Source organism: Bacillus sp. FSL K6-1366 (assembly GCF_037976695.1).
Taxonomy (GTDB): domain Bacteria; phylum Bacillota; class Bacilli; order Bacillales; family Bacillaceae; genus Bacillus; species Bacillus subtilis.
In genome coordinates, this window is sequence record NZ_CP150268.1 from 501,359 (window position 1) to 520,422 (window position 19,064).

A 19,064-nucleotide genomic window follows, 5' to 3' on the forward strand; every position below is an offset into this window, starting at 1 on the left:
TTCCTCCTAATGTGTGTATTCTTCAGATGCGCATATTGCCAGCGCAATGGAATACAGTTTATTTTCAGCAGAGTCCGCTCTGCTTGTTAAAGCAATCGGTGCTTTTGCTCCTGTAATGACAGCCGCCACGCTGGCCTTGGCAAAATAAATCAGTGATTTATATAAAATATTGCCGGCCTCAATTGTTGGGACGAGAAGGATATCTGCGTTGCCCGCTACGTCTCCCGAAATTTTTTTCTGAGCCGCGGCAATTTGTGAAACTGCGTTATCCAAAGCAAGCGGTCCATCAACAATGCAGCCTTTGATCTGGCCCCTTTTGTACATTTGAGCTAGAGAAGCTGCATTCACGGTCGCTTCCATTTTAGGGTTCACCGTTTCGACCGCTGCAAGAGCAGCTGCTTTTGGCATATTGTTCCCCACTGCATGGGCCACATGAACGGCATTTTGCAAAATCTGCCGGAGCTCTTCCAGCGAAGGAGCAATATTCATTGCCGAATCTGTCACAAACATCAGCCGGTCAAAATCCGGTATATCGAAGACAGCCACGTGAGAAAGGACACTTGCTGACCGAAGCCCCTCCTGTCTGTTCAATACCGCTTTAAGCAAAACAGAAGTCGGCACATTGCCTTTCATTAAAACGTCCGCTGTTTTATGGTGTACAGCACGAACCGCTAATTTCGCCGATTCCTCAGGAGTATCAGCATGGACGATTTCCACTTGATGCCCTTGCATGGATGATGTCAGATCGTTCAGTTTTGTGCTGTCGCCCGTTAACAAGAAACGGGCGGATAGGTGCTCGGCTGCCAGCTTTACAGCCCGGATCACTTCCTCATCCTCAGCATGAGCAACCGCAATGGTCTTATTTTTGTGTATCGACGCTTTGCCGATTAAATCTTTCAGCTTCATCTGTTACCACCTTTCTTGTTTCGACTCCGCCTTTTATTATGCAAGTTCCATGCCAGCTCTTAAGGGTGCTGTCATACCAGGTATATTGAAACATTCGTGCAGATGTTTGCGTTTATTCTGCAAATTATTGCATGCCTTCATTTGCAAGGCCATATTTATCCATTTTGTAATATAAGTTCCGAATGCTGACACCGAGAGCTTTTGCTGTTTTTGTCCGGTTAAAATGATGCTTTTCAAGCGTTTGCTGAATCAAATGTGCTTCAAATTTTTCTACTGCGACAGACAGCTTTTCGCCTTCAATATCCGGAAAATCAAAAGCTGTTCCCTGGTCTGTGTCATTTTCTTTTTGCTCAAGTTCGAATACAGGCAAGTGATCTTTTTCAATCCATTCCATATGCGGATTCAGAAAAATCATGGCTCGTCCAAGGACATTTTCAAGCTCCCGGACATTCCCAGGCCAATGGTAGGCAGATAAGGCGCGCAAGGCTTGCTGTGAGAGCCCTTTTACATTCCTGCCGTAATCCCGGTTGATCTTTTGGATAAGTCTGACGCTCAATGCTTCAATGTCCTCCAACCGCTGCCGCAAAGGCGGGATGGAGATCGGATAGCGATTGATCCGGTAATACAGGTCTTCCCGGAATGTTCCGTCCGCCATCGCCTTTTCAATATTTACATTTGTCGCCGCGATCACTCTGACGTTGACAGGGATCGCTTTCGTGCCGCCCACTCTGACGATTTCCTTTTCTTGAAGGACGCGCAGCAATTTGGCCTGCATATTTTGTGTCAGCTCACCGATTTCATCTAAGAAAATACTGCCGTTATTTGCTTCCTCAAATAAACCCTTTTTACCGCCGCGCTTCGCTCCTGAAAACGCACCATCCTCATAGCCGAACAATTCTGATTCGAGCAGGTACTCAGAAAGGGCTGCACAATTCACGCGAATAAATTTATTGTATTTCCGGTCACTTTCGTTATGGATGGCATGGGCGAACAGTTCTTTTCCTGTTCCTGATTCCCCGCGCAGCAAGATGGTTGCCGGTGTTTTCGCACCGAGCTTCGCCTGCTCAAGCGCAACCAGCATTTGCTCGCTTTTGCCGATAATGTCGTCAAACGTGTATTTCGCTTCAAGCGTGCGAATAATTTGTCTGGCGCGATTAAGCTCCGCTGTCAGCATTTTAATTTCGGAAACATCGTGAATCACGCCGACGCTGCCTTTCAAAATCCCGTCCACAATCACCGGTGCTACATTAACGATGACCTCTTTTTCATTCGGGCCGACCTTCATTCTGACACCGCGGACAGGACGTCTTGTTTCAAGCACCTTTAAATGCATGCTTTCGCCTTCGGAAATATCAGTGTTTGCAGGCTTGCCGATGACTTCTTTTTCAGAAAGCCCCGTCATTTTCGTATACGCTTTATTGATTAGCAGGCCGATGCCGTTTTCATCAACGACAGAAATCGCCTCATCGGAGGATTGAATAATCGCCTCCAGCATCGTACGGACCTGCTTTAAGTTGGTCACTTCCTCTGCCAGCTCGACCGCATCAGTGATATCTTTAAACACACAAAGAGCCCCGAGCAGACGTCCGCCTTCATCAATAATCGGCAGTCTTGTGGTCACAATTTGCAAATGATCGCCTAACAGCTGCTTCTGGTTGTATTCAGGCACTCTTGTTTTTAAAATCCGCGGCATCTTCGTGCTCGGAATCACTTCTTTTATTGGGCGCCCAATGACTTCCTCACGTTTTTTTCCGACCATTTTTTCGGCCATATGGTTAAAGAGAATGATTTCTTCATTGATATCAATAAAAATCATTCCATCATGGGTGGAATTAAAAATTCTGTCATATTTATAGGTTTGCTCTTTTAGCATTTGAATCAGGTGCTGCTTTTCTTCCATCAGCTGAAAAACGATGTATGCCATTTTTCCCGGCATGACAATGGTATATTCATGCTTTCTTTGAAGGAGCTCGTCAAACACGGCTTGATCGCCGGTGGTATGAATGACGATATCCGGTTTTTGTTGTATGTAAGGTTTCCAATCAGATGATACGGCAATCCCATACTGTTCTGCTTCTTTCAATCCCGGCGCCTCGGGGTCTTTGTCAACTACGGCAATGATATCTATGATGGCTGTTTTAATCAGAATATGTAATAACGCCGTTCCCCTTTTGCCGGCACCTACTATCAGTACCTTTTGCATCCCGATACCCCTTTGTATGAAAAAATTTGCACACCTATTTATTCCGTTGCAATAATTTGCACAACCCTATGTTACCACGTTTTCTTCTCTTGACAAAATATTTTTTCCGCTGGACAATAAAGGAAATGAAAAGATAAAGGGGTTTTCTGAAGATGAGCCGACTTCTTGCGCTTTTAATATTAGTCATCCCCGGGGCTATTTCTGCTTTAGGCATTAAACTGATGAGAGATACACTTTTCGGCCATACAATCAAGCCATTTTCAGCTCTTTGGCTCCAAGGGTTGTCAGGATTCATCTTTTTTGCGATCGGCCTCTATGTGCTGGCCGGGTTCATTTTATACAGAGACAGAAAACGCAATCAAGTCAGCCCGCGATTCAGAAAACGATAGCTGAAAAAAAGCCGGAGAATGCTCCGGCTTTTTTTGTTGCATTATTCGTCAGGCAAAACGGTCTTGGCAATCGTTTTGTCTAACGCTTCATAGTCATAATAAGAAATCGTATCGTACAGTTCTTTTCGTGTCTGCATATCATGAAGTCCTTCTTTTTGTGAGCCGTGCTCCTTCATCAAACCAAACATCCGCTCACAAGCTTTTGCCGCCGCTCGAAGCGAGGTGACAGGATATATCACCATGTGAAACCCCATATCTTCGAATTCATCGGCACGATAATATGGCGTTTTCCCAAATTCAGTCATATTCGCAAGGAGCGGAACGGGGATACGCTCAGCAAACTGGCGGAATTCATTCTCCGCCTGTAGCGCTTCCGGGAAAATTGCGTCCGCTCCCGCCTCAATGTAAGCCTCTGAACGTTTTATTGCGGCAGCAAGCCCTTCCTGCGCCCTGGCATCAGTACGGGCAACAACAATAAGGGAGGGTGCCGCTTGTTTAATAGCTTTTATTTTTTGCGCCATTTCCTTTATCGGAACTAGCTGTTTGCCATTTAAATGTCCGCATTTTTTTGGAAGCTGCTGGTCTTCTATTTGAACGGCTGCTACCCTTGCTTCAAGCATCTCCCGGGCTGTTCGGGCGGCATTTAAGACACCGCCAAATCCCGTATCGATATCCACAAGCAGAGGCAGATCAGCTGCACGTACAAGATCTTTGGCCCGTTCAGCTATCTCTGCCGATGTGATGATCCCTAAATCAGGCAGCCCCCTGCTGGCTGTATAGGCAGCACCGGACAAATAAATAGCAGAAAAACCGGCTTCTTTCGCAAGCAAAGCGGCCATCCCGTCATGGGCGCCGGGAATTTGAAGAATGTCCGGTGCTGACATCAGCTTGCGGAAACGCCCGGCAAGCTCCTCTTGTGACGATTGCTTATTGACGATCCACGACATGAAACAAATCCCCCTTTTACATGCAGAACATGTCTACGAATTCATTTACGCGCATCGTTTGTAATGTCTCATAGCTGGTACAGCGCTCATAAATGTGTTTGTGCTGTTTATCAGGAAAATGGGTTTTGAGATTGTCAGAAAACTTTTCCAGCAGTTTCGGCACTGCTTCCTCTCTTCGAAAACGATGGCCGAGGGGAAACTCACATTCCACCATTTCCGTGCTCGTTCCGTCTTTAAAATGAACCTGAACGGCATTTGAGATGGAACGTTTATCAGGTTTCAAATAATCCTCGGTATATGTTTTATTTTCAGTCACTTCCATTTTATCACGAAGTTTATCTATTCTCGGATCACTCGCTGTTTCAGCTTCATAATGCTGTGCGGTGATATCACCAAAAAGCAAACCGATTGCTGTAATGTATTGGAGGCAGTGATCACGGTCTGCCGGATTGTGGAGCGGGCCTTTTTTATCAATGATTCGGATAGCGGATTCATGCGTTCTGATGACAACTCGGTCAATCTCATCAATCCGGTTCTTTACCTGCGGGTGAAGAATGACGGCGCACTCCGCCGCTGTCTGGGCGTGAAATTCCGCAGGATAAGACACTTTAAATAACACATTTTCCATGACATAAGCGTCGAGCGGACGGGCAAGCTTGATCTCTTTCTTATTGAATAAAACGTCTTGGAACCCCCAACCCGGTGCACTCAAGGCTGTCGGATAACCCATTTCCCCTTTTAACGACATCAGCGCCAAATGAACACCTCTGCTCGTTGCATCTCCTGCCGCCCATGATTTACGCGAGCCTGTATTTGGTGAATGGCGGTATGTCCTCAATGCTGCATTGTCAATCCATGCATTCGAAAGCGCATTTTTGATTTCTTCTCTTCCGCCGCCCAAAAGCTTTGCCGCAACAGCGGTTGTCGCAACTTTGACAAACAGCACATGGTCAAGGCCAACTCGATTTAAGCTGTTTTCTAACGCCAGCACACCTTGGATCTCGTGTGCTTTGATCATCATCTCAAGTACGTCGCGTACTGTTAACGGCTCTTTTCCTTCAGACAGCCTCACTCTTGATACATAATCAGCAGCGGCAAGGATTCCTCCCAAGTTATCGGATGGATGCCCCCACTCCGCCGCCAGCCACGTATCGTTGTAATCGAGCCAGCGAATCATGCAGCCGATATTAAACGCTGCCCTCACAGGATCGAGAACATATGACGTTCCCGGCACTTTGCTTCCATTCGGCACAGTCGTTCCTGGAACAATCGGGCCAAGCAGCTTTGCGCATTCCGGATACCGTAGCGCCAAGATCCCGCAGCCCAGGGTATCCAGCAATACATGCCCCGCTGTTGTATACGCTTCGGCACTAGTAATCTCTTTCTCAAGCACATAGTCTGTGATTTCTTCGATAACACGATCCGTTTTCGGCATTCTACCAGCTCCTTTCATGGTTTTGTTTGATATCGCGGGCCCATGTAACTGACACGGGGACGGAAGAGCCGATTATTGGTATGCTGTTCGATCACATGGGCGCATAAACCGGACGTTCTCGCGCTGAAAAAGATCGGCGTATATAAAGGAATCGGTATGCCGAGCATCCAATACACTGGGGCAGCATAGTAATCCAAATTCGGGTAAAGCCCTTTTTCCTTCTCCATCAGCCGCTCACCCGCTTCGCACATCTCATATAAACGATGGTCACCGGCTTTATCGCATAATTGCTGCAGCGCCTCTTTCATCATGAGTGCTCTCGGGTCCATTTTTTTCATATACACCCGGTGGCCGAAGCCCATGATTTTTTCTTTTCTTTTCAGTTTTGTTTGCAAAAGCTGCTCAAAATCAGATGTCGTTTTTGCCTCCAAAAGCAAATACATCACAGCTTCGTTTGCTCCTCCGTGAAGATTCCCTTTCAGGGAAGCGACAGCCCCAGTCAAAGCCCCATAAAGATCTGAATGTGTAGATGCAATGACCCTGGCCGCAAAGGTTGAATTCGGCATCTCATGCTCACTGTACAGGACGAGCGACCGGTCAAAAATCTGTTCTTCCAATGAAGACGGCAATTTCCCTGTCATCATGTAGAGAAAATTCGCACTGTAGGATAGGGTTTGAAGCGGAAGAATCGGTTCTTTCTTATTAATGATCCTGTAGCTGGCAGCAGTGAGGGCAGGCATTTTCCCAAGAAGCTGATAGGCGCGTTCTTTGTTTGCGGAAGGAGACCGATCATCAATTTGCCGATCATAGCCAGCAAGTGCCGACAGGCCGGTACGCAGACCATCCATTGGATGAGTGTCCTCAGGGAGCAGCTCAAGCAGACGGAGATGATCAGCAGGCAGGCTTGAGGCACTGATTATTTTACGTTCCAGCGTCTCAATTTCACTTTCTTCTGGCATCCTGCCCTCCAGCAATAAATGGACAAGCTCCAGATAGCTTTTTGTTTCAGAAAGTTCTATTAAATCATAGCCTCTTATCAAAATCTGGCTGGACTGCGTGTCAAGATAAGAAATATGAGTTTCTGCCGCAATCACACCGTCCAACCCTGGAGAATAATGCTGTTTCTCCTCCATATCCTCAACCTCCGTTTTTGCGTTTTTTGTCTATCAGGTTCCGCCAAGCAAATACTTGGAAATAATCAGTCTTTGAATCTCGTTCGTCCCTTCATAAATTTGCGTCACCTTTGCATCGCGAAGCAGGCGCTCAACTGGATAATCCTTCATATAGCCATATCCCCCATAAATTTGAACGGCGTCTAACGCCGCCTTTACGGCTGCATCGGAAGCAAATTGTTTAGCCATAGACGCTTCTTTTCCACAGTTTAGGCCGCGGTTATGAAGGTCTGCAGCGTGGTAGACAAGATGTCTTGCCGCCTCAGCTCTAGTCGCCATATCAGCCAGCTTAAATGATATGCCTTGATTGGCTGCAATCGGCCTTCCAAATTGCACTCGCTGCTTCGCATAATCAACGGCATGCTCAAGAGCCGCCTCTGCAATTCCGAGGGCCTGTGCCGCAATGCCGATCCGACCGACATTTAAATTCGCCATGGCAATGTGAAAGCCATCCCCCTCTTTGCCAAGCAAATTGGCTTCAGGCACTTCTGCATTATCAAAAATCAGTTCCGTAGTATTGGAGCCATAAAGCCCCAGCTTTCTTTCTTTTTTTCCAACGGTAAAACCGGGTGTGTTTTTTTCAACAATAAAAGCCGAAATCCCGTGCCTGCCTTGATCTGGAGCTGTTAAAGCAAATGTGATATAGATATCAGCTGCTCCGCCATTCGTTATGAATATTTTCGATCCGTTTAATAGATATTTGCCGTTCTTTTTGATTGCTGTTGTGCGGAGGCTCCCAGCATCCGACCCCGAGTGAGGCTCCGTTAGTGCAAATGCGCCCAAATGGTCTCCTGACGCGAGCTTTGGTATATATTTCATCTTTTGTTCTTCGTTGCCGAAATACAGAATCGGATTTGTGCCGACCGAGGTATGAACGGAGAGAATCACGCCGACAGCCGCACTGATTCTAGAAATCTCATGAATCGCCAAAATATAAGAAACAACGTCCGCCCCGGCACCGCCGTATTGTTCCGGCACCGGTATTCCCATCAGTCCGTGTTCACCCATTTTTTTGATCAGCTGAAAGGGAAATTCGTCCGTTTTCTCCATGATTTCCGCAGCGGGAGCAATTTCTTTTCGTGCAAAATCACGCACCATTTTTCGCATCATGACTTGCTCTTGGGTTACATGCAACTCGGCCACCCCCGGATGGAATAGACTTCAGGAAGTCCTCTCCTCATAGTCATAAAAACCGCGTCCGCTCTTTTTGCCAAGCCAGCCTGCTTTGACATACTTGCGGAGCAGCGGGCATGGACGGTATTTGGAATCGCCAAGGCCTGAGTGAAGGACTTCCATAATTGATAAACACGTATCCAGTCCGATAAAATCCGCTAATGCAAGCGGACCCATCGGATGATTCATGCCCAGCTTCATCACTTCGTCTATTGCCTCCGGCTTCGCCACTCCCTCATACACGCAATAGATGGCTTCATTAATCATTGGAAGAAGCACACGGTTGGAAACAAACCCAGGAAAATCATTGACTTCTACCGCTGTTTTCCCCATCTTTTTCGCTAATGCCATAACATCTAAGGCCGTTTCTTCTGATGTAGCCAAGCCGCGAATCACTTCAACCAGCTTCATTACAGGGACGGGATTCATAAAATGCATGCCAATAACCCGTTGAGGCCGGTTTGTTACAGCAGCGATTTCTGTAATAGGCAAGGAAGATGTATTGCTGGCCAAAATCGTATGAGGCGGGCACATGCGATCAAGCGTTTTAAACATCTCAGTTTTTGCCGCCATGTTTTCTGCGATAGCCTCAATCACAATGTCCGCATGCTCTGCCTCCTCAAGCGTTTGAGAAATCGAAATGCGGCTGATTACGCTCTTCACTTCCGTCTCGGTCCTTTTTCCTTTCTCAGCATCACGGGCCAGCTGTTTCTTCAGCCGTTTCAATCCTGCCTCCGAGGCCTCTGGATTCACATCATACATCCGCACATAAAAGCCTGCGTCGGCAGCTGTTTGAGCAATTCCGCTTCCCATCTGACCTGCGCCAGCTACCATGATTTGTTTGATTTCCATTCAAATCCCCTTTTTCATCATGTTTTAATGAACCTGCACTAAGACGGCGTCTCCCTGTGCTGCCCCGCTGCAAATAGCGGCAACGCCCAGACCCCCTCCCCGTCGCTTTAATTCATAAACAAGCGTCATGAGAATTCTCGCACCGCTCACGCCGATCGGGTGTCCGAGCGCGATCGCACCGCCATTTACATTTACTTTTTCAAGATCGAAACCTACGATTTTTTCACATGTCAAAACAACTGAAGCAAAAGCTTCATTTACTTCAAACAAGTCAATATCTTGGACAGTTAAACCGTTCTTTTTCAGGAGCTTGTTAATGGCAAACCCCGGCGCTGCCGCCAGCTCGTGCGCTGGCATTCCCGTAGTTGAAAAACCAAGAATTGTAGCCAGAGGCCGTTTGCCAAGCTCAGCAGCTTTTTCCTCAGACATCAGCACGAACGCGCCGGCTCCGTCATTGACTCCAGGAGCATTGCCGGCTGTGATAGAACCGTCACTTGCATAAATCGGAGCAAGTTTCGCGAGCTGATCCAGACTTGTGTCACGGCGAATCGCTTCATCTTTATCAACAACGTTTGGTTTTCCTTTTCGACCGATCCAGTTGACGGGAACAATTTCATCCTGAAACTTCCCTTCATCGGCGGCCTTAGCTGCCCTTGCATGACTTCTCAACGCCCATTCGTCCTGCTCTCTTCGTGAGATTGCATATTCCTTGGCAGCTGTATTTCCGTGAACAGCCATGTGCACCTCGTCAAATGCGCACGTTAATCCGTCATACACCATTAAGTCCCTAAGCTCGCCGTCCCCCATCCGTGCTCCCCAGCGCCCGGCGGGAACGGCATACGGAATATTGCTCATGCTTTCCATCCCCCCCGCAACAAGTATGTCCGCATCCTGCGCCCGAATCATTTGATCACATAAAGTGACAGCGCGAAGGCCGGAAGCACAGACTTTATTTAGTGTTTCTGACGGCACACTCCAAGGCATTCCCGCCAGACGGGCAGCTTGACGGGAAGGTATCTGCCCTGAGCCGGCCTGGACAACCATGCCCATGACGTTTCCTTCTACATCATCTCCAGAGACTCCAGCCTGTTGCAGCGCCTCCTTCATCACAATGCCCCCAAGCTCAGCAGCTTTCACCTCTTTCAAAACTCCGCCGAATTTGCCAAATGGAGTTCTTGCAGCACTTACAATGACTGTTTTCCTCATGGTTTCACCTCATTCAGAAGATAGACAGCGCTTACAATTTCTAGTTGTCTTCTATGAATGTATGCTTTGAAACGGGCATGAATGAATGAAAAAAGAAGGCTGCGTCAAATAGCCTCCTTCTAACAACTATTCATTTTTCAGCAATGCCGAAGCCTTTTCTGGAAAGTCGGTAAACATGCCGTCTGCTCCCGCTTCAATGAGACGCTTCATATCTTCCGGACGATTGACTGTATACGGCCTTACCTTAATCAAACCGTTCCTCATTTTCTTCAGTACTTCATCTGTGACCCCTGGGCTGTTTAACTTCGGGTGATAGCCGGAAGCCGGAATAGACGCGATATATCGATCTGCCTGATAAAGCACATCTGAAGTTAATACTGCCCGTTCGATATGCGGTGCAAGCCGGGCGCACAGCGCCAAGCTGTCATGATTAAACGTGGATAGGATGACTCTGTCCTCTACATTAAATCGCTTCACTGCCTCCAGCACTTTTTCTTCCATTCCCTCATAGCGGATCACGCTGTTTTTTAATTCAATGTTGATGAGAAAATCCTTTTTTACCGCCCACGAGAGCACATCTTCTAGCAGCGGCACTTTTATATCGCTGTACGCTTGATCGTGACCAGCGGCCGCATTCGCAGTCTTTACCTCATCATAGGCTGTATCCTTCACGAATCCTTTAAGTGATGTCGTGCGATTAAGTCTTTCATCATGAATCACAACAATGCGTCCGTCTTTCGTCAGCTGTACATCAAGCTCTATCCCATCCGCTCCGGCTTCAATTCCTTTTTCAAATGCAAGCATTGTATTTTCGGGAAATTGACCTGAGGCCCCCCGGTGGGCAAAAATCTTTGTCATCGTTTCACCTCAAACCCTAAAGTTTTCTCCATTATACTTATTTTGTCGGCTCCACTCTAGGATTAAGGCTGTATCAATCTACTGATCATAATAAGAATCAATGCCGTTGACAATCGCATCTGCGGCCTTTTGCTGGTATTCTTCACTTCCCAGCTTGTCCGCATCAGAGCTGTTCGTGATAAACCCAAGCTCCGCCAACACACTTGGCATTTGTGAATATGTAATGACGTAAAAGTCTGATTCTTTCACGCCCCTGTCTCTCGTTTGTAAGGAAGAAACGAGCTCTGACTGAATATCGGATGCTAGACGCCGGCTGCTCTCCCCTTCATAATCAGATTGAAAATACGTTTCTGTTCCTGAAGCTGAAGCAACCCCTGAATTCACATGGATGCTGACAAAAAGGTCAGCCTGTTTGGCACTTGCCTTAGCCACTCTTTCCTCCAAGGTCAGAAAATGATCGTCAGACCGGGATGCAACAGGATTGGCTCCCTCCTCTTTTAGTTTGTCTGTCACATGCTCTGAGACAGACAAATTAATATCCTTTTCAAAGAGCCCGTTTCCGACCGCTCCACTATCTTCACCGCCGTGTCCGGCATCAATATACACTGTTTTCCCTTCTATCGGCTCTGCTGCCTGTGCACAAGGCGCGAGCGTCAAAGCCAATCCGCACAGCGCCAAGCTCCTCCATAACATTCTCAACTTACTCCCTCCGGTCTTTTTATGACGAGTTCTTTCGCAGCTGAATATCTTCCAGCTGTAAAGTTCCATTATCCTTCTTTGTATATTTCACCAGGACATGTGTCTGATCTGGCAGTAATTCACATTCATCACGTTTATCCTTCGGAACTTGTATCATGGTTTCTTCTCCATTAAGAGAAACCGCAATCGTATGAGGATCAGCCGAGCCAATGTATTTTCCCTCTTCGGTAAACCTTGGCACTGAGTCATCCGCACTTGCAACACTGCACCCCGAAAGAAAGAGCGCAGTAAACAGCAAAAGAACCGTTTGTTTCACATGACCACCTCTTCCTGATGTTTGGCTTTTATCTTTGACCAGAATGGCGAATTTGTAAAGACAACGCGAATGCAGGCGAGCAAGTTCCATGATTTTCAAAAGGGTTATACGACCCGATCATTTCCTGTTGTTAGAAAGATAACGAGCAGATTTGTCTATGAGGATGGCTCTAATTGAGGTGCCAATTAGAAAAAATTAGCGGAAAGAAGCAACTTTTTATTCATTTTAAAAAATTTGAGAATAGGGTGAGCAAATCGTTTGACGGGTGGGTCAGCCAAGCGTAACCTTTTAAAGGATATTTACTTTATTGAAAGAAGTTAAAGCCATGAAAAAATTCGTTCTGCTGCTGGCGGCAGCTGTCATCACATGCTCCATCGGCCACCAAATCAGCGGCGGCTACAAAGGCCCCGAAAAAGAGCGGCGAAAACATCACTCTGCACTCAAGATATTCAGTCGGTAAAGCAGATCAATTGCATTAATTTTTACATATAGGCTAGAATATGTGCGAATCCAAACGAAAGAAGATGATCAAATGAATCCTAAGTATAAGCCACTTTTTGAACCATTTACGTTTAAAAGCGGCGTTACAATCAACAACCGGATCGCAGTAGCACCGATGACTCATTACGCTTCTAATGAAGACGGTACAATATCTGAAGCGGAGCTCGACTACATCATCCCCCGTTCAAAAGAGATGGGAATGGTGATTACAGCCTGCGCAAATGTTACACCGGACGGAAAAGCATTCCCCGGGCAGCCGGCCATCCATGACGATTCCAACATTCCAGGTTTAAAAAAGTTAGCACAAGCCATTCAGGCACAAGGCGCTAAAGCTGTTGTACAAATTCATCACGGCGGTATTGAGTGCCCGTCTGAGCTCGTTCCTCAACAGGATGTTGTGGGGCCAAGTGACGTGTTTGATAACGGCAAACAAATTGCTCGCGCATTAAAAGAAGAAGAAGTGGAAAACATTGTGAAGGCGTTTGGAGAAGCGACAAGACGCGCCATTGAAGCCGGCTTTGACGGTGTCGAAATTCACGGTGCAAACGGCTACTTAATTCAGCAGTTTTATTCTCCGAAAACCAACCAGCGCACGGATCGCTGGGGAGGAAGCGATGAAAAACGATTAGCCTTCCCGCTCGCTATTGTCGATGAAGTGAAAAAAGCCGCTTCAGAACATGCGAAGGGTGCGTTCTTAGTCGGATACCGCCTGTCTCCGGAAGAACCTGAGACACCGGGATTGACAATGACTGAAACTTATACGCTTGTTGATGCTTTAGGAGATAAAGAATTGGATTATCTTCATGTCTCACTGATGGACGTGAACTCAAAAGCGCGCCGTGGTGCAGATCCGACTCGCACACGCATGGACTTATTGAATGAACGTGTCGGAAACAAAGTGCCGCTGATCGCCGTCGGTTCCATCCATTCCGCTGATGACGCGCTTGCCGTCATCGAAAACGGTATTCCGCTGGTCGCTATGGGACGCGAAATTCTAGTTGACCCTGACTGGACGGTAAAAGTAAAAGAAGGCCGTGAAAAGCAAATCGAAACAGTGATCAAAGGCACAGATAAAGAAAAATATCATTTGCCTGAACCGCTATGGCAAGCAATTGTGAACACGCCAGGCTGGGTGCCTTATAAAGATTAATGTGCAAAGACTGCCGAAACGATTCGGCAGTCTTTTTTCCCTTTATATAAATAGTTTGTGTACACATCTAAACAGCAAAAGAAAGAGCTCCCCGCCAACTTCGAAAAGAAAATCCAGGAAAAACCCCTCACGCTTTCTTGCTTTTTTCTTTTTCATTCGTACGTCTCCTTTTTACATGAATACGCCTTACTTACGATTTTGCAGGAGAAAGGTTTCATTTTATAACGGACACATCTAGGGTCGATCATGCTCGTGATCCTATAAGATGTATGAATGGACCAAGAGTGCAGGTAATACCGCCATTTGCTTTCCTTACTTTTCAAACCCATCCTTTACTATATTCGGGTACTTAATATTCTTCTCCCATACTAACAAATGTCCCCAAAACAAAACGCCTCCTATTTATCAGCGCAAACTAATAAATAAAAGACGTTTGATTTAATGACCACTTAATAAGCTCATGTTTAAGAAGCCTTATGCTCTAACCTCAGCTTATCCGCAACCATTGCAATGAACTCCGAATTTGTCGGTTTAGCTTTTGTCATGCTGACAGTATAACCGAACAACGAGGAAATGGAATCAATGTTTCCTCTGCTCCATGCCACTTCAATTGCATGACGGATCGCTCTTTCTACACGGCTTGCGGTTGTGTTAAATTTTTTGGCGATGTCCGGATAGAGGACTTTTGTAATGCTGCCGAGCAATTCGATGTCATTGTATACCATTGAGATTGCTTCGCGCAGATAGAGATAGCCTTTAATATGGGCTGGGACGCCGATTTCATGGATAATGCTTGTGATGCTCGCGTCGAGATTTTTCTTCTTTGGTTCAGGCTGGCTGCTGCGTATAATACTGCTTTGCGATGATGGCGCACGATGCGTCACACTGCTGGCATTTCCGCTGACCTGGCGGATATGGCCGACAAGGTTTTCCATATCAAACGGTTTGAGAATAAAGTAGGACGCGCCTAAATCGACGGCCTTTTTCGTGACATCTTCCTGCCCAAAGGCTGTCAGCATAATGACATTCGGCTGTTTTTTCAGATCTGATTCCCTCAGCCTCTCTAAAACCGCAAGTCCGTCTAGATGCGGCATAATAATATCTAATACGAGCACATCGGGATCTTTTTCTTTAAACAGCGACAGGCATTCCTGTCCGTTATAAGCAACGCCGATCACTTCCATGTCTTCCTGTCCTTCTATATATTCACTTAACAGGCTTACCAGCTCTCGATTATCATCAGCAACACAAACTTTAATTTTCTCCACGTTTCTTCCTCCCCAAATGTAGTTAACAGGATTCACCCTTGCTACATGTTTACATTCGACAAAACCGCTATATACCCTCTAAAAAAATCATAATCACCAATATTAGTGGCATATCTTTGTTATTCTATGTTTTTCTCTGTTTTTCGACTAAAAATGAAATTTGACAAACAAGGAAACGTGAATTTGTCGAAAAATCTTCTTTTGTATATTTTACCGTATGTATTCTGAGAAGTGAAGAGGGATCAAAATAAAAAAACTGCCGGAAACTCCGGCAGTCAGCTTGCTTTTTCTTTTCCATAAATATCGATTCCTGCTTCTGACAGCATCCATTCAATATGAACACCGTAGCCGCTTGTCGGGTCATTTACAAATACATGGGTGACAGCACCGATCACTTTTCCATTTTGAATGATCGGGCTTCCGCTCATCCCCTGTACGATGCCTCCTGTTTCTTTCAACAGTCTTGGATCGGTAATTTTCAACACCATTCCTTTTGTCGCAGGGAATTTTTGCGGCGTTGTGCTGACGATTTCAATATCGAATTTTTCTACTTTGTCATCATCAATAACCGTTAAAATTTCAGCCGGCCCTTTTTTGACTTCGGTAGAAAACGCAACCGGCAATGCTTGATCTGATATGTTGTTTTGAATCGGCTGATGCAGTGTGCCGAAAATCCCAAACGGGCTGTTTCTGTTAATATCCCCGATCGTTTTGCGTTCTGAGGAAAATCGCGCCAGTTTTTCTCCCGGATTACCGCCTGTCCCTTTTTCAATTGATGTTACAGTGGATTTAACAATTTCTCCATTCTCCACTACAATTGGTTTCTTTGTGTCCATATCGGAAATCACGTGGCCAAGTGCTCCGTATTTTTTTGTTTTCGGTTCATAAAAGGTCATAGTGCCGATGCCGGCAGCAGAATCTCTGATATATAACCCGATTCTGTATTTGCCTTCTCCTTCATCCTTTTCTGGGATCAGCTTCGTTTTGATTTTCTGTTTATCACGTTTGATCAGTAAATCTAAAGATTCACCAGTTTTCCCAGCCTTTTGAATAAATGGGGCTACATCATTCATTTTTTCAATTTTCTGTCCATTCATCTCAATAATGATGTCGCCCGCTTCAATTCCTGCCGTTTCTCCCGGGGATTTTTTGCCTTCACTTGTATTGATTTGATGAAATCCGACGACAAGAACACCGACGGAATGAAGTTTTACACCGATTGATTGTCCGCCAGGTATAACTTTTAAATCAGGAAGAACATGCACTTTTGTTTTTTTAATTGGAAATCCGGCAAGATCATATACCAATTCTGACTCACCTGATTTTTTGCCCGTCACCTTGATTTCATGCGGATCTTTCTTTACTGTAAACGCTTCTGAGGATTCTGATGTCTGAGCGTTTACCGATAAACTCGTTTCAATCGCTTGTGTTTGGGTTTCAAATACTCTCATTTGCGTTGGAATCAGTAAATATTCTTTTAGCGGTTTGCATAAACCTACACTTAATAACGAAACAAGGAGAATTAAACCTACTGCTTTTCTGATGTTATCGGGCATTCACTACTTCACTCTCCTCGCTCCTATCCCACACCTTCTTTATGACTTGCTGCTACATCATTTAATTTTGCCTTCTGACGGCTTATTTATAACTGTCATATGAAGAAAAACATTGGATATACTGATGAACGAATGGATGTGCACGAAAAAAATAAGCTGCGCTTCTCGCGCAGCTTACCCAGTTGTTTTGACTTGATCCGCTTGTTTTAAAAGTTCTTTCGCATGGCGTTTCGTTAAGTCGGTTACTTCGACACCTGCAATCATGCGCCCGATTTCCGCTACCTTTTCCTGCTTAGAGAGCGGCTTGACACGTGTCGTCGTTCTGCCGTCTTTTAACTCCTTCGCAATATAAAGATGCGTATCGGCCATGGCAGCCACCTGAGGCAGGTGTGTAATGCACAGCACTTGTGATCCTATTGACACCTTATGGATCTTCTCAGCAATTGCCTGTGCGACCCTGCCGCTTACACCGGTATCAACCTCGTCAAAAATGATCGATGTCACATCCTGTTGTGAGGAAAAAATGCTTTTTATGGCAAGCATCACCCGTGACAGCTCTCCACCTGAAGCGACTTTCGAAAGGGATTTCAGCGGCTCGCCTGTATTGGTTGAAATTAAAAACTTCACCAGGTCAATCCCTTGTTCAGTCAGCTGAACGGGCTGGCCGTTTACAAGCGGCGCCTCTTCATTGCGTGACGCTGTTCTGACCTTAAATTCCGTATCAAAAGTTGATTTTTCCATGTACAGGCTTTTTAATTCCCGATGAATCTCATCAGCCAGCTTTTTCGCCCATGTTTTTCGGATTTGTGACACATTTGCCGCTTCCACTGCGACATCTTTGCCGACGGAGTCAAGCTCCTTTTTCAAGCTTTGAAGGTGGCTGTCCCTGTTTTCAATTTGGTCAATCTCTTCTTCAATTTTAGAAGCATATTCCAAAATGTCTTCAACAGTGGCACCGTATTTTCGTTTCAGCTGTTTGATTTCATTAAGTCGCGTCTCAATATAGTTCAGGCGTTCCGGATCAAATTCAAGCTCATCCAGCATATTTCTCATCTGAAATGTGGCATCCTCAAGCAAATAGTAGGAGTTCGAAACACTTTCAGACATTTTTTTCAGCGGTTCGTTTATATCAGATATATCTTCAAGCTGCGCTGATGCCATTCCAACCCAGTCCAATCCGCCCTGCTCACTGCGAAGCGCGTTATATGCATTTTGCAGCGACTCATATATCTTCTCAAAGTTTGAAATTTGCTGGCGCTCTTCTTGGAGCTGTTCATCTTCGTTAAGCTCAAGCTTTGCCGATTCGATTTCTTCGAGCTGAAATTGAATAAGATCAAGACGATGGGCCATTTCCTGTTCGCTTTCAGAAAGCTGCTTAAGCTTTTTGAGCAGCTTCACATACCGCTGGTACCCTTCCTGATACGTTTTGAGCGCGCTTTCCACTTCGGCCCCGGCAAACTTGTCCAAAAGCTGGAGATGATTTTCGTCTTCCATTAACAACTGGTTATCGTGCTGCCCGTGAATATCTAATAAAAGCCTGCCGATCTCTCTTAGTGAAGCAATCGTGACAAGCTTGCCATTGACACGGCAAACGCTTTTCCCGCTCGTGCTGATATCCCTTCTCATGACGATCATTTCGTCTGAAACGTCGATTCCCTGCTCAGCGCATACGCCTAAAACAGGATGGCCGCTCTCCAACAGAAACAGCCCTTCAAGTTCGGCTTTTGCTTCCCCATATCTAACAAATTCAGATGATCCGCGGCCTCCGACTAAAAGAGAAATGGCATCTATGATGATGGATTTGCCGGCTCCGGTTTCTCCTGTTAAAACCGTAAGCCCGCGTTCAAAAGAAACCGTCAGTTCCTCAATAATGGCAAAGTTTTTAATCGATAGTTCAGCTAACAAACAGCATTACACCTCTTATCTTTGTTAGATTTTCTGTTACAGCAGTTCAAGGAGCCTGTTTTTTACGCCTTCTGTATCTTCAGGAGTCCGGCAAATAATTAAAATCGTATCATCTCCGCAAATGGTCCCCATCATTTCATCCCAGTCCAAATTGTCCATCAGCGCCCCGATTGCCTGGGCATTGCCCGGCATCGTTTTCAGCACAATCATATGGCTTGCTGAGTCTATTTTCACAAATGCGTCCATCAATGCCCGCTTTAGCTTTGACAGCGGATTGAAACGCTGGTCCGCCGGAAGACTGTATTTGTAAGAACCATTATTTGTAGGCACTTTTACAAGGTGAAGTTCTTTAATATCCCGTGATACCGTGGCCTGCGTTACTTTGTATCCATCCTGCTTTAGCATGTCGACCAATTCATCCTGCGTTTCGATTTCATTGCTTGTAATGATCTCTCTGATTTTAATATGCCTCTGGCCTTTGTTCATGTAAGCACCTCTATTTCCAAGCTTATCTGTTCTTTTATGTTA

The 19,064-nt window shown here is 45.8% G+C and carries 18 protein-coding genes; 3 read left to right on the plus strand and 15 right to left on the minus strand.

Features of this window, described 5'->3' with window-relative positions:
- Positions 1–6: 6 nt before the first annotated feature.
- A complete protein-coding gene (gene yqiS, locus MHI44_RS02650; RefSeq protein ID WP_160245086.1) occupies positions 7–906 on the minus strand; it encodes a phosphate butyryltransferase in 900 nt (299 codons plus the stop codon).
- A 124-nt stretch (positions 907–1,030) separates the two neighbouring features.
- Positions 1,031–3,109, minus strand: coding sequence for a sigma 54-interacting transcriptional regulator (locus tag MHI44_RS02655; protein WP_339202816.1), 2,079 nt, complete (start codon positions 3,107–3,109; stop codon positions 1,031–1,033).
- Positions 3,110–3,261: 152 nt separating this feature from the next.
- Between MHI44_RS02655 and MHI44_RS02660 the strand changes: the two genes are divergently transcribed.
- On the plus strand, positions 3,262–3,498 hold the full coding sequence (locus MHI44_RS02660) for a DUF2627 domain-containing protein (RefSeq protein ID WP_003230304.1): 237 nt from the start codon (positions 3,262–3,264) through the stop codon (positions 3,496–3,498).
- Between the two features lie 41 nt (positions 3,499–3,539).
- Here the strand turns inward: MHI44_RS02660 and prpB are convergent, their stop codons facing one another.
- From prpB to MHI44_RS02705, 9 genes are all read right to left on the minus strand, one after another.
- Positions 3,540–4,445: a methylisocitrate lyase gene (gene prpB, locus MHI44_RS02665; protein ID WP_003230302.1), complete on the minus strand. Its 906-nt coding sequence runs from the start codon at positions 4,443–4,445 to the stop codon at positions 3,540–3,542.
- Positions 4,446–4,461: 16 nt separating this feature from the next.
- Positions 4,462–5,880 (minus strand): bifunctional 2-methylcitrate dehydratase/aconitate hydratase, encoded by a 1,419-nt coding sequence (locus MHI44_RS02670; protein WP_080333419.1) that lies wholly within the window; start codon positions 5,878–5,880, stop codon positions 4,462–4,464.
- A 14-nt stretch (positions 5,881–5,894) separates the two neighbouring features.
- Positions 5,895–7,013, minus strand: a complete 1,119-nt coding sequence (gene mmgD / locus MHI44_RS02675) for a citrate synthase (RefSeq protein ID WP_339202819.1) — start codon at positions 7,011–7,013, stop codon at positions 5,895–5,897.
- Positions 7,014–7,046: 33 nt separating this feature from the next.
- A complete protein-coding gene (locus MHI44_RS02680; protein ID WP_032726112.1) occupies positions 7,047–8,186 on the minus strand; it encodes an acyl-CoA dehydrogenase in 1,140 nt (379 codons plus the stop codon).
- A gap of 27 nt (positions 8,187–8,213) precedes the next feature.
- Entirely contained in the window at positions 8,214–9,077 is an 864-nt protein-coding gene (locus MHI44_RS02685) for a 3-hydroxybutyryl-CoA dehydrogenase (protein WP_339202821.1), read from the minus strand.
- A 24-nt stretch (positions 9,078–9,101) separates the two neighbouring features.
- Complete coding sequence (locus tag MHI44_RS02690) at positions 9,102–10,283, minus strand: acetyl-CoA C-acetyltransferase (protein ID WP_339202824.1); 1,182 nt, start codon at positions 10,281–10,283, stop codon at positions 9,102–9,104.
- A 126-nt stretch (positions 10,284–10,409) separates the two neighbouring features.
- Positions 10,410–11,141 (minus strand): glycerophosphodiester phosphodiesterase, encoded by a 732-nt coding sequence (locus MHI44_RS02695; protein WP_015714234.1) that lies wholly within the window; start codon positions 11,139–11,141, stop codon positions 10,410–10,412.
- A gap of 78 nt (positions 11,142–11,219) precedes the next feature.
- Positions 11,220–11,840, minus strand: coding sequence for an N-acetylmuramoyl-L-alanine amidase (locus MHI44_RS02700; RefSeq protein ID WP_151262328.1), 621 nt, complete (start codon positions 11,838–11,840; stop codon positions 11,220–11,222).
- A 19-nt stretch (positions 11,841–11,859) separates the two neighbouring features.
- Positions 11,860–12,156 (minus strand): hypothetical protein, encoded by a 297-nt coding sequence (locus MHI44_RS02705; protein ID WP_029317929.1) that lies wholly within the window; start codon positions 12,154–12,156, stop codon positions 11,860–11,862.
- A gap of 307 nt (positions 12,157–12,463) precedes the next feature.
- On the opposite strand from MHI44_RS02705, the gene MHI44_RS02710 reads away from it, so the two are divergent.
- Both MHI44_RS02710 and MHI44_RS02715 read left to right on the plus strand, forming a co-directional pair.
- The gene (locus tag MHI44_RS02710; protein WP_014480226.1) at positions 12,464–12,616 is read left to right on the plus strand and encodes a hypothetical protein; all 153 of its coding nucleotides are present in this window, start codon (positions 12,464–12,466) and stop codon (positions 12,614–12,616) included.
- A 72-nt stretch (positions 12,617–12,688) separates the two neighbouring features.
- Complete coding sequence (locus tag MHI44_RS02715; RefSeq protein WP_042976476.1) at positions 12,689–13,807, plus strand: NADH-dependent flavin oxidoreductase; 1,119 nt, start codon at positions 12,689–12,691, stop codon at positions 13,805–13,807.
- A gap of 464 nt (positions 13,808–14,271) precedes the next feature.
- On the opposite strand, the gene spo0A is transcribed toward MHI44_RS02715, so the two are convergent.
- The 4 genes from spo0A to argR all read right to left on the minus strand — a co-directional run bounded on the left by spo0A (position 14,272) and on the right by argR (position 19,022).
- On the minus strand, positions 14,272–15,075 hold the full coding sequence (spo0A, locus tag MHI44_RS02720; RefSeq protein WP_003226427.1) for a sporulation transcription factor Spo0A: 804 nt from the start codon (positions 15,073–15,075) through the stop codon (positions 14,272–14,274).
- A 275-nt stretch (positions 15,076–15,350) separates the two neighbouring features.
- Positions 15,351–16,631 (minus strand): SpoIVB peptidase, encoded by a 1,281-nt coding sequence (gene spoIVB, locus MHI44_RS02725; RefSeq protein ID WP_004398697.1) that lies wholly within the window; start codon positions 16,629–16,631, stop codon positions 15,351–15,353.
- Between the two features lie 174 nt (positions 16,632–16,805).
- Complete coding sequence (recN, locus tag MHI44_RS02730; protein ID WP_003230267.1) at positions 16,806–18,536, minus strand: DNA repair protein RecN; 1,731 nt, start codon at positions 18,534–18,536, stop codon at positions 16,806–16,808.
- Between the two features lie 36 nt (positions 18,537–18,572).
- Positions 18,573–19,022 (minus strand): arginine repressor ArgR, encoded by a 450-nt coding sequence (gene argR, locus MHI44_RS02735; RefSeq protein ID WP_003230265.1) that lies wholly within the window; start codon positions 19,020–19,022, stop codon positions 18,573–18,575.
- Positions 19,023–19,064 lie beyond the last annotated feature (42 nt).